Annotated in this window: 11 protein-coding genes; 5 read left to right on the forward strand and 6 right to left on the reverse strand. The window is 29.4% G+C overall.

Going from position 1 to position 12,408, the window contains the following annotated elements:
- Positions 1-361: 361 nt before the first annotated feature.
- The 4 genes from BMW96_RS01730 to BMW96_RS01745 form a co-directional block, all read right to left on the reverse strand.
- Complete coding sequence (locus tag BMW96_RS01730; RefSeq protein WP_092351884.1) at positions 362-946, reverse strand: NAD(P)H-dependent oxidoreductase; 585 nt, start codon at positions 944-946, stop codon at positions 362-364.
- 169 nt (positions 947-1,115) lie between these two features.
- Positions 1,116-2,504 (reverse strand): NADPH-dependent glutamate synthase, encoded by a 1,389-nt coding sequence (gltA, locus tag BMW96_RS01735; protein WP_092351886.1) that lies wholly within the window; start codon positions 2,502-2,504, stop codon positions 1,116-1,118.
- Complete coding sequence (locus tag BMW96_RS01740) at positions 2,504-3,352, reverse strand: sulfide/dihydroorotate dehydrogenase-like FAD/NAD-binding protein (RefSeq protein WP_092351888.1); 849 nt, start codon at positions 3,350-3,352, stop codon at positions 2,504-2,506. The genes gltA and BMW96_RS01740 overlap by 1 nt, the downstream gene beginning before the upstream one ends.
- A 218-nt stretch (positions 3,353-3,570) precedes the next feature.
- The gene (locus BMW96_RS01745; protein WP_092351890.1) at positions 3,571-4,155 is read right to left on the reverse strand and encodes an accessory gene regulator B family protein; all 585 of its coding nucleotides are present in this window, start codon (positions 4,153-4,155) and stop codon (positions 3,571-3,573) included.
- A 183-nt stretch (positions 4,156-4,338) separates the two neighbouring features.
- Here BMW96_RS01745 and BMW96_RS01750 point away from each other — a divergent pair, with 183 nt between their 5' ends.
- From BMW96_RS01750 to BMW96_RS01765, 4 genes are all read left to right on the forward strand, one after another.
- Positions 4,339-5,043: a LytR/AlgR family response regulator transcription factor gene (locus BMW96_RS01750; RefSeq protein ID WP_092351892.1), complete on the forward strand. Its 705-nt coding sequence runs from the start codon at positions 4,339-4,341 to the stop codon at positions 5,041-5,043.
- A gap of 125 nt (positions 5,044-5,168) precedes the next feature.
- Entirely contained in the window at positions 5,169-6,305 is a 1,137-nt protein-coding gene (tgt, locus tag BMW96_RS01755; RefSeq protein ID WP_092351894.1) for a tRNA guanosine(34) transglycosylase Tgt, read from the forward strand.
- 1 nt (position 6,306) lies between these two features.
- Positions 6,307-7,332, forward strand: a complete 1,026-nt coding sequence (gene queA, locus BMW96_RS01760) for a tRNA preQ1(34) S-adenosylmethionine ribosyltransferase-isomerase QueA (RefSeq protein WP_092351896.1) — start codon at positions 6,307-6,309, stop codon at positions 7,330-7,332.
- Between the two features lie 204 nt (positions 7,333-7,536).
- Positions 7,537-8,445 (forward strand): PD-(D/E)XK nuclease family transposase, encoded by a 909-nt coding sequence (locus BMW96_RS01765; protein WP_092351898.1) that lies wholly within the window; start codon positions 7,537-7,539, stop codon positions 8,443-8,445.
- A 199-nt stretch (positions 8,446-8,644) separates the two neighbouring features.
- Here BMW96_RS01765 and BMW96_RS01770 read toward each other — a convergent pair whose 3' ends face one another.
- Entirely contained in the window at positions 8,645-10,156 is a 1,512-nt protein-coding gene (locus BMW96_RS01770; protein ID WP_092351900.1) for a hypothetical protein, read from the reverse strand.
- Positions 10,157-10,322: 166 nt separating this feature from the next.
- Here BMW96_RS01770 and BMW96_RS01775 point away from each other — a divergent pair, with 166 nt between their 5' ends.
- Positions 10,323-10,952, forward strand: coding sequence for an epoxyqueuosine reductase QueH (locus BMW96_RS01775; RefSeq protein ID WP_092351902.1), 630 nt, complete (start codon positions 10,323-10,325; stop codon positions 10,950-10,952).
- Positions 10,953-10,992: 40 nt separating this feature from the next.
- On the opposite strand, the gene BMW96_RS01780 is transcribed toward BMW96_RS01775, so the two are convergent.
- Positions 10,993-12,357 (reverse strand): FAD-dependent oxidoreductase, encoded by a 1,365-nt coding sequence (locus tag BMW96_RS01780; protein WP_092351903.1) that lies wholly within the window; start codon positions 12,355-12,357, stop codon positions 10,993-10,995.
- Positions 12,358-12,408: the final 51 nt, after the last annotated feature.

The following is a 12,408-nucleotide window of genomic DNA, read 5'->3' on the forward strand; positions in this document are numbered from 1 at the left end:
CAACAAACTGTTGCACCCATTAAATTTTTAGCAACTTTTCGTTGCAACCATATAATATCAACATTTTTTAGTAATATCATGTATTTTTAATTACATTCTAAAGTAAGTTTTATTCTATATGATCATGTTCCAGTAAATAACCAAAGCTTGCCTTATTATTAGTTTCATTCCCCTTATTCAATACATAGATCACAATCTTTTAAAATAAGTATATATGTACCCAAACAATCAAAATAATAACTTTCAACAACTATTGTTTTGAGGTTACCCCATTTCAGCAAAAGTATTTTATATACTACATCAACATCATTCCGCTTGAACCTTTTCAATCAGAATATTTTTAAAATACTTTTTACCCATTTTAAAAATCCTTTCCTATTTGATAAGCACGCTTTAAATTATTATTATAATTATTTTCTCTTTCAGGATAATCACGTGACATTCTATCAAATACGATCATTTCTTTCATTTTAGCTCTTTTTCCAATACGATCACCTAACATCACTACTTTCATCGCTTCTACTTGCTGCCGACGAATCGTTTCGTTTAAATCACCGCCCATAGTTACAAGCATTAATACTTTATATAGCTGTTTCATTTCAGCCTTTTTACCATATGCAAAACCATATGTCCAAACTCGCTGAAACCAGCCCACCAATTTACTTGGAGCCTCAGTCCAAAAAACGGGATAAATAAATACTAAGGCATCACTTTTATTAATTAAATTTTGATGTTGTTTAATATCTTCTGGTATTTCTAAATTATCATTATAAAAAGCTTCTCTTAAATATTCTTTTTCACTAAAAGTTTCATTAAATTCTAAATTATATAAATCCAATACATGGTATTCATGATTACTGTCATTCAACCCTTTAATAAACTCATCTTTCATATTAGCAGTAAAACTATCATCACAAGGATGACAATATATTATTAATACTTTCATAATAATCTTCTATTCCTTTCTATCTAGTATTACGATATTTCTAACAAATAACTTTTATTTTTTAAGTTATTAAAAAATTCATATACTAATAATATTCTTATCACAATCAATAGTAAAGTATTTCTATAAAATATGAATAATGCCTAAGCAAACGCTTAGACATTATCTATTATTTTGTTGAAAGATATTCATCCATTGCCTGAGCTGCTGTTTTACCAGCACCCATTGCAAGAATTACCGTAGCTGCTCCAGTAACAACATCACCACCAGCATATACACCATCTTTACTTGTTTTCATCGAAGCTTCATCAACTATGATTCCACCCCATTTTTGAGTCTCTAACCCTGGTGTAGTCTGTCTAATTAATGGATTTGGACTTTGCCCAATAGAAACAATTACTGTCCCTGTTTCTATTATGAAATTTGACCCTTCTTTAACTACTGGTCTTCTTCTTCCGCTTTCATCAGGTTCACCAAGTTCCATTTCAACACATTCCATTGATTTAACCCAACCATCTTCACCTTCAATTTTAACAGGATTTGTTAGAAGTTTAAAAATAATTCCTTCTTCTTTAGCATGATGTACTTCCTCAGCTCTTGCTGGAACCTCTTGAGCCCCACGACGATATACAATATAAACATTCTTAGCTCCCAAACGTTTAGCTGTTCTAGCTGCATCCATTGCGACATTACCAGCACCAATTACACATACTGTATCAGTTATTTTAATTGGTGTTGGATGTTTAGGGAACTCATAACCCTTCATTAAATTAACCCTTGTTAAAAACTCATTAGCAGCATAAACCCCATTTAAATTTTCACCAGGGATATTTTGGAATCGTGGCAATCCAGCTCCACTTCCAATAAAAATACCTTGATATCCTTGTTCTTGAAGTTCATCAATTGTAATTGAACGTCCAACAACTACGTTTGTTTCAAATTTAACACCTAAAGCAGCCACACTATCAACTTCTTTTTGGACTAAATCTTTAGGTAATCTAAACTCTGGAATTCCATAAGATAAAACCCCACCTGTTTTATGAAGCGCTTCAAATACAGTCACCTGGTATCCTTTTTTTGCTAACTCCCCAGCACAAGTGATTCCTGCAGGTCCTGATCCAATTATCGCAACTTTAATACCATTACTTTCTATTTTTAATTCTGGAGCATTTCCATGTGCCATATGATAATCTGCAACAAATCTTTCCAATCGTCCAATTCCTACAGCTTCTCCCTTGATTGCTCGTACACATTTACCTTCACATTGATTTTCTTGTGGACAAACACGACCACAAATAGCAGGTAAAGCATTTTCACTTGTAATAATCTTATATGCTTCTTCAAAATTTCCTGTTGCAACTTCCTGAATAAATTCTGGAATTGGTACCCCAACTGGACATCCATTTTTGCATGGCTGATGTTTACAATTTAAACATCGTGTTGCTTCCTCCATTGCCATTTCTTTAGTATAACCAAGAGCAACTTCATCAAAATTTTTATTCCTTACATCTGCTTTTTGTTCAGGCATAGTAACTTTTGTCAATGACATATTTGGCATTATTTAGCACCTCCCATTAAATTACACATCCGATTTGCATTTTCATTTACTGTATGTTCTTCTTCCTTAAACATTCTTTGACGCATCATTAATTCATCAAAGTCAACCTGTAATCCATCAAAATCCGGACCATCAACACAGGCAAATTTTATTTTACCATCAACACTAACACGACAGCAGCCACACATACCTGTACCATCAATCATAATTGGATTTAGTGATACTGATGTTTTAATATTTTTAGGTTTTGTCACATTGACAACTGCTTTCATCATCGGTACTGGACCAATCGCTATTACTTCATCTATATTTTCACCTTTTTCAATCAAATCACTTAATACAGTAGTAACAAATCCTTTAGTACCTAAAGATCCATCATCTGTTGCTATATAAACGTTTTTACAAAATTTTCTAAACTCATCAGCTAATAAAACATACTGTGCTTCACGTCCACCAATAATCACATCAACTTCTACACCACGATTAGCCAACTCACGAAGCTGTGGATATAATGGTGCACTTCCAACCCCACCAGCTACACCTATTACATGTTTAACCTCATGAAATTTAGTAGGTATTCCTAAAGGTCCAACAAAATCAGTTAATTCATCACCCTCATTTAATTTAGCTAACTCTCTTGTTGAATACCCAACAACCTGATATATAATTGTAATTGTTTCTTTATCTCGATCAAAATCTGCAATTGTTAAAGGAATTCTTTCACCATCCTCACCTACTCGTAAGATGATAAATTGCCCTGGCTCACATTTTCTTGCTACATATGGAGCATGAACTTCCATTAATTCAACAACATCATTAAGTACTTCTTTTTTCAAAATCTTGTACATACTATTTCCCCCTACATTAATTATTCCTACCCATTGTAGCTTGCCTAAACAAAAAAAACAATGCTAATTCAATATTTTTGTATACAATATTATAATAATACTTCTACAACAAGATAATTCCTACTCTAATTTTCATAAAATAATAAAAAACATTTAATCATTTAATAATAATCAAATGTTTATAGTATCTATCTAATTTATTAATAATATTTTAAAAATTAATTTACATAATTTAATAATTCAATTTTATCAATTACTTTTTCACCAACCATTAAAACAGCAACTAAAGAAAACGAATATATTAGAATCGTATATAATGAATTATTCAATAACTTTAATATTAGACATGTAATACTAATTAGAATAGACAATGTAATACTACAGAGGTGATACTTTTTTTGTTCCAATTCATTTAATATTCTATTATTAGACTGGACCGGTGAAAGGTAAACGATGATTCCTTCGATTATCAAAATGATTATACATAGTACTACTGTCGAAAAGTTAAAATAATCTTTCATTATTAAATATAATCCAAAAAAAGCTACATATGTACTTATATTACCCAAATGTGTTATACAACGATATCCCCCTGTATATTTTCTTAAAACAAGAAAAATCACATTGTATATAAGAGCTTCAAAAAAACAGTCTAGGATAAATCCAATTATCATTATTAATAATATTTCTACAAGAATAGATATTAAAATTTCTATTCTAAATTTATAAATCGCACGATTTTTGGATATTATGTTTAACGATTCTAATATTTGTATTGTTTTCTCTGCTAAGAATTCAAACAAATATTATCACCTCCTAGTACCTAAAATAGCATAAATATAATATATAATCTATATTTTTACAAATTCGGTCATAAATCCAACATATTTGGTAAAAAATATTTTTTAGGCCAAATTCAACTATGTTAGACAATCTCCTTATTGTTCGTGTATAATATATAAACACTTAGTAAAGGAGGAAAAGTTTTGTACAATATTGCCATTATTGATGATGAAACCGAAATTCTTGAAATAATCTATAATAAAATTAAACATATCTTTAATAATGAAGGTATCACTCCTATATTTACATGTTTAAACAATCCTCAACAACTAGAAATGAATAAATATTATGATATTTTATTTTTAGATATTGATATGCCTAGCATAGATGGTATTAATTTAGCACAAACCTATTTACAGAAACATAACAATACTATTATTATTTTTATTACTAATAAATATGATTTAGTATTTAATGCTTTTAGTGTTCATCCATATGATTTCATCAAAAAAGAAGATCTTGATGTTGGACTAATTCTACCAATTAAACATCTAATTTCTAAACTTAATAAAGAAAATAAAATTATATCTATTCGTGATAAAAATAATATTATTAATATAAACTGTAAAGATATTGTTTATTGTGAAAGTTATGGTCATAAATGTTATATTCATACGATTAATAATACTATTGAAACTACTAAATATAAATTATCTAACATTGAAAGTATTATTAATTCTCCAGATTTTTATATGATCAATCAGTCATATTTAGTTCATTGGAAATATGTAACTCAAATTGAAAATAAAAATGTAATTATAAAAAATAAAACTAATCTTTTAATAAGTAAAAGAAGACTAAAAGAATCCTTAGCATCTTATCAAAAATATATAATGAGAAATTTATAAACTACTTTTTTTATTTTAATAAAATACAGCTAAAAGCAATCTTTAGCAAGATAGTTTATTTTTAAACAAAAATTGTATTTATAATAATATTAGGGTATAATAATGCTTGCTTTAAGGAGGATATTATGGCAGCAATAAGTTATGAATTAAAACATATTTGTAAACAATCTGGTGCTCGCTATGGAATTTTGCATACTCCTCATGGTGATGTTGAAACACCAATGTTTATGCCAGTAGGAACATTAGCTACTGTAAAAGGAATTTCCCCAGAAATGTTAAAAGAAATGCATTCGCAAGTCATTCTTGCAAATACCTATCACTTGTGGTTACGCCCTGGTGAAGATGTAATTGCACAAGCTGGCGGCTTACATAAATTTATGAATTATAATGGCCCCATGTTAACTGATAGTGGTGGATTTCAGGTTTTCTCATTAGGAAAAACACGAAAAATTGAAGAGGAAGGTGTAAAATTTAAAAGTATCATTGATGGCAGCTCACTTTTTTTATCACCAGAAAAAGCAATTGAGATCCAAAATAAATTAGGAGCTGATATTATTATGTCATTTGATGAATGTGCTCCTTATCCTTGTACTTATGAATATATGAAAAATAGTATGGAAAGAACTCTCCGTTGGGCTAAACGGGGAAAAGAAGCTCACAAAAACACTGATAAACAAGCACTGTTTGGAATTGTCCAAGGTGGTGAGTTTCCTGACTTAAGAGAACATTGTGCTAAAGAATTAGTTGCAATGGATTTTCCTGGATACTCAATTGGAGGAACTAGTGTTGGTGAACCAAAAGATGTTATGTATAAAATGGTTGATGATGCTATTAAATGGTTACCCGAAGATAAACCCCGTTATCTAATGGGTGTAGGAAATCCCATTGATTTAATTGAATGTGCAATTCGTGGAATTGACATGTATGATTGTGTCTTGCCTACTCGAGTAGCTCGTCATGGTGCTGTTATGACAAGTCAAGGACGTTTAAATATTAATAATGAAAAGTTTAAATATGATTTTACCCCTCTAGATCCAGAGTGTGATTGTTATGCATGTAAGAATTATACAAAAGCATATATTCGTCATTTACATAAATGTGATGAAATATTTGGTAAAACATTATTATCTATTCATAATGTTAATTTCTTACTACAATTAGCAAAAGATATTCGTGAAGCAATTAAAGAAGACCGTTTACTTGACTTTAAAGAAGAGTTCTTAAATAAATATGGTCATGATGTATATAAGAGGGCTTTTTAATATGAAACTAAGTGAATTTGATTTTAATCTACCAGAAGAATTAATTGCTCAGACTCCACTAGATAAACGTGATACTTCTCGTTTAATGGTACTAAATCGTAAGCTGCAAACAATTGAACATAAACATTTTTATGATCTTATCGATTATTTAAAGCCTGGTGATATTCTAGTTAGAAATAATACTAAAGTAATTCCAGCTCGTTTATTTGGAATCAAAGAAGAAACTAATGGACATGTTGAAGTATTATTATTAAAAGACCAGGGTAATGATAATTGGGAATGTCTAGTTGGAAATGCTCGAATCGTTAAGGTTGATACGATTATTAAATTTGGCGATGGACTTTTAAAAGCAAGATGTATAGAAATTAAAGATGAAGGAATTCGTGTCTTTAAAATGATCTATGATGGAATATTTTATGAAATCTTGGATCAATTAGGAACTATGCCTTTGCCACCATATATTAAAGAAAAGTTAAATGATCAAAATCGCTATCAAACAGTATATGCTAAAATCGAAGGAAGTGCTGCTGCACCAACTGCTGGTCTTCATTTTACTGATGAAATTATTACTAAAATAAAAGATAAGGGAATTGAAATTCTTGATGTCACGCTACATGTTGGATTAGGAACATTTAGACCAGTAAAAGTTGATGATGTTCTTGATCATCATATGCATAGTGAATATTATATGATTGAGCCTGATGTTGCTAGAAAGTTAAATGCAGCAAAAAATAACGGTCAACGAATCATTGCTGTTGGTACTACTTCAACAAGAACATTAGAAGCAAATATGCAAAAATATGGTAAATTTAAAGCTACACATGAAAACACTGATATCTTTATCTATCCTGGATATAAGTATAAAGCTATTGACTGCTTAATTACTAATTTTCATTTACCTAAATCTACTTTATTAATGTTAATCAGTGCTTTTTCTAATAAAGAATTTATTTTTAAAGCTTATCAAGAAGCTATTAATGAAAAATATCGTTTTTTTAGCTTTGGAGATAGTATGCTTATTATATAAAACTATAAAGTTACATAAAAACAAATTTAAATTAACGAAAATTCTATTATATTTTTAATAACTTAACTAAATATACAAAAAAGAGCTAATACTCTTATCGAAACAAGAGAATATTATCAAGTAAGATATCATTTCTTACTTTTTTTGTTTTATATAAAGTAATATAAATATTTTCTTTGTATATAGTATTAGGAGGTATTTTCTATGTCAAAACAATTTTGTAATGATTTTAAAAATGATGTTCTATTTAAGTATTTATTATGTGATGACTTAGATCCTGACTGTATTTTTATGTTAAAGCTCTTTATCGAAAATATCCTTAATATTAAATGTCATCAAATCACTGTCCTTAATCCTGATCTTAACCCTAAATATGTAAATGATAAAGATATGGTTCTTGATATTAAGGTAAAAACTACTAATGGTGATATCATTGATATTGAAATGCAGAACTCCACCTTTTCCAAAAGTCATTACTGCCGTTTCCAGCAGTATGGCGCTACTTTACTTGCATCACAAAAGGAAAAGGGAAAAGATTATACAGAAACAGCACATCCAGTATATCAGATCATCTTTATAGATGATATTGATAAGGATAATCTGAAACTTATTGATACATACAGAAGTATCAACGATGAAGGAATGGTAGAAAAGTATAATCTTACAACCAGAAGCTATGTCCAACTGCCATATATAAATATTATCAGGAAACAGAAAGGACTAAAAAGGATGACAGGGATAGAAGTGGCACTGTATATATTCAAAAACGGAATAGATAATGATATAATTGGTTTAACAGACCAGGGAGTGATAAATATCATGAAAAAGAAGTTAGAAAAGTTTAATGAAGAAGCCAAGTTAAGAGATATGTATTATAAGAGAGATTTGAACAGGGCAGCAAACGAATCAGAAAAACAGGAAATATATGAAAAAGGATTGGCTGAAGGTGAATTAAAAAGAACTATTGATCTAATTGAAGCAAGATATGGGATAAGAGAAGAGAAATGGGTATTATCGCTAAATGAAAAGCAGTTAAAAACAATTGACAAGATAATCTTTGAAGAAGTTGTATATAAAAGGTTTAAACAATTAATAGAAAAGATAAGTGAATAATAAATGTTATTAGAATTAAGCATCTTGTTGAAAAAATTGGTGGAAACACCCTTTTGAATTGGATTTATTAGGTAAAGCAGATAATTTTTTAGAAAAATTTTTTAATAAAATATGCTATTGCATTGAAAATGCAATAAAAAATAACAAGTTTTTGCTATGTGAAGACATAGTGCCCCCTTACCCCCAGCTTTGACAGGTTTTAAGCAAGTACTTCTTTACCTGTATACAGCTGGAGACGGGTGGTTATTCTTCTGCCCTTGGCTGTAAGATAATAATTATTTTTTCTAGCTACTTTCTTTATTATTCCATGATTCCTTAATTTTGCTAATGTCCTTGTCATTCGATTAATATTCTTTTGATTGCCGCTGTCTTCATATAGTTTTTTTCTGAGCAGTTTGTTATTAAATCCGCTTATCAGATAACTCCCGTCTGATATCTCTTTAAACAGTTTAAGGTCACTTTCATTAAGCAGATTAAATCCAGAATATCTTCTGCCGTTTACTTCTTTAGCTTTCGAGACTTCTTTGATTTCCTTTAATGTGAAAATATCCCTATCTACTGTCGGCAGTGCTTCTATAAATCTTTTAGTAACTGATCCACTAACTTCACTGTAGCGATACAGATTGGCAATACTCTTGCCCATCGGCTTCCATCTCCTACTGCCACTTTCATCATCATTCTTTAGAACTTTAAATTCAGCAGGATTGTTTATTGTAACTTCAATTCTAAGATTATTCCCTTTATCATACATCTTAATCTGATTTTTATTCATTTTGAATTTTATTCGGAAACCCTGGTTACTGTTTCTTAAATCGGAAATAATCTCTCCTTTAAATCTTCCTATATACTCAACCTTTCGTCCAAAGAATGAATAGATATCATGACAGTTAAAAGCAAAATATGACGTTTCGACCAGTTTTTTATATATGATTGATAAATCTTCTCTCTTTTTAAAGTTTATATCGGTCGCAAACTCACACTGATCAAGACACCAGTAATAACTATGCCCCATTGTTTGTTCTATAACAGGCAGATGAACATTAATCTTTTTGATCATTCCGTCAAATGAAGAAGATATTTTTTTATTGAGGATATCATTGGCGATTTTTTGAGCCTTGTCGAAATCATCAATAAAAGAAAATGAATTATGATACATTTGATAATTAATACCGTTTTTGTCAAACAGCTTAGAAAGATATTCCCTGCCGTTAATATATAACTGTACGTTATAGGGAAACCATGTTTGAATCTTAATAAACATCCATCCAAACTCTTCGTCATTATAGTAAAGATAGTAATGCTTGCATTTGGTTTGACGAGAGGCAGTTTCCAGTTTTAGAGTTTGATGATTGGAAACAACAGTCATGGTACGACAAAGCTCAACAGATGAAAAAGCAGCAATCAAACCGGTCCTAGAAGGATCTTTGTCAAAAGCGGCACGAGCAAGTTCATCTTTATTAGTTTTAGGTGAAGATAAATAAGTAATATCAACACCACAGTCATTGGCATAAGAGTCAATATGTAAACATAAAGAATCAGTCTGCTGCTTTGCAAAAGAATGGAAATCAACAAGCTTAACAGAATTAGAAATAAGAAAGAATAAAAACTGACGAGGATTTTGAAGGGATAAAATATATCCGTTGATAATAATACGATCAAAAGAAGATAAAACCCCATTGATTTTATCGCAATAATGTTCTATGATATTCATGTCAAAACAACCTCCTAACTAAAAACAGGGGAGAACGGTCAAACGACCCAGTAGTCTCCGATATGATCAGTATATATAAATTATACAATAAAAAAGGAGTGATGTTTTGACTTTTATTTTACAAATTAGGATGCGGACAACGTCTGCCATATGTTATAATTATTATATGAAAATAAACTATAATCTAAAATTCCAAGAAGAATTACAAAAAATAAAAGATACTAAACCATCTTTACTCTTACATGTATGTTGTGGTCCATGTAGTGGTAATGTGATTAAAGAAATTGCTGATATCTTTAATATTACTATATATTATTCTAATTCTAATATATACCCTTCCGAAGAATATCAACGTCGTTATCAAGAATTATTAGCTTTTATAAGTCAATTCAATCAAGATTTTAATCATCACATTAAGGTTATTGAAGACCCATATTTACCAAAAAGATATCTTGAACAAATTTCTATCTACAAAGATGAACCAGAGGGAGGAAAACGTTGTTATCTTTGTTATCAAAAAAGAATGAAACAAGCTTTTAAATATGCAATTAATAATCATTTTGATTATTGGACCACTGTTTTAAGTGTTTCACCACATAAAAACAGTCAGTGGATCAACGAGATAGGAGCTAGTTATCCTCAAGATAAAACCAAGTTTTTATTTAGCGACTTTAAGAAAAATAATGGTTATCTAAAATCAGTTAAATTTGCTGATAGTTACAATCTTTATCGCCAAAATTATTGTGGTTGTATTTATTCATATCAAGAGATGTTGAAACGCAAAAAAGATATATAAGATATTATTAATAGTTTAAAAACCACATAATATGTGGTTTTTAGTATCTCTTTAACGGTTTAGTTGAAGGTCCACTCACTAAATGACCATAGCAATCAAAAATAGATCCATGACAAGGACAATTCCATGTTTGATCTTTTTCATTAAATTCTATTACACATTTTAAGTGTGGGCAATATGGTGAAAAATAAAAATATCTTTTTCGACTATCTTTATAGATTGCAACTAATCGTCCCTGATATCTTATTACTTTACCTTGATTACAATTTAATTTTAGTTCTTTTGTTGCTAGAATTTGATTTTTAATCATACCATGATAATTATTTTTAACTAACTTTACTATATCATCTTTAGAAGATAAGTATTTACCATATCCTGGACTATATAAAGCAGCATATTTACTATCATTATTTATAATTAATTCATAAATTAACTTACTTGCTACATGACTCAAAGTCATACCCCATTTGTTATAACCATAAGCAACAAATTCATTATCATTAATTTTTCCAATATATGGTATCTTTCGCAGTGGGACACTATCTTGGGCATACCAATATAAATTATTTTCAGCAAATTTTTGTTTTATTTCTAAAATCGCATTATTATCTATTGGTCTTTTAGAATAATTTGTTGTTATATTTAAAAAACTATAGTCAATTTGTTCCTCTTCTTTATAAATAATATGTTCTTTTTCTTGTAAAATTTTAAAAAAGTATCCTTTTTGTAAATTAGGTGGATAACGAGTCATCCAAATTATCTTTTTGGCATTAATTTTATATCCGTTTACTTTTAAATAAATCTTATCATCTACAACCTGTTTTTCTTTTACTAAAGAATGTTCATAGATATCAATTTTATCACATTTTTTCAATAATCCATCAATATACTTTAATGGATGAAAAATCCCCTGATTATGTAAACCCATAGATGTATGTTTAGCATTATCACCTTCAATAACATCTAATCCCCATGATTTAAACAGTTTAATCTGTTTTTTAATTTTGACACTTTTTTGTTCATCTTCAGCTTCAATATAAGCAATATTTTCTTTAAAGTCGCATTCAATCTGATTTGATTCTATAATACTTTTTATCTCTTGAAACGCATCATAATTAGAATCAAAATATTCTTTTGCCTTACTTTTATTATATGCCTCATATATATCAACACAAAGCACATCATGTAAATAACTAACTTTAGCTGTTGTATGACCTGTTGTTTTACTTGCAAGTGTATCACTCTCTATCAATGCAACCTTTAAATTACTATTATTTAATCGATATGCTAGAGTAATACCACTCATTCCCCCTCCAACAATTACAATATCATAACAATCATCCCACTTTATACTAGGATAACTAGGCATATTTACTGTTTTTTGCCAATATGATTCATTATTCATCTTTTATCACCTTATTAATTATATCCATTATAAAAAAAAAGATACTGACGA

The sequence above is a fragment of the Thomasclavelia cocleata genome (assembly GCF_900102365.1).
Lineage (GTDB): Bacteria > Bacillota_I > Bacilli_A > Erysipelotrichales > Coprobacillaceae > Thomasclavelia > Thomasclavelia cocleata.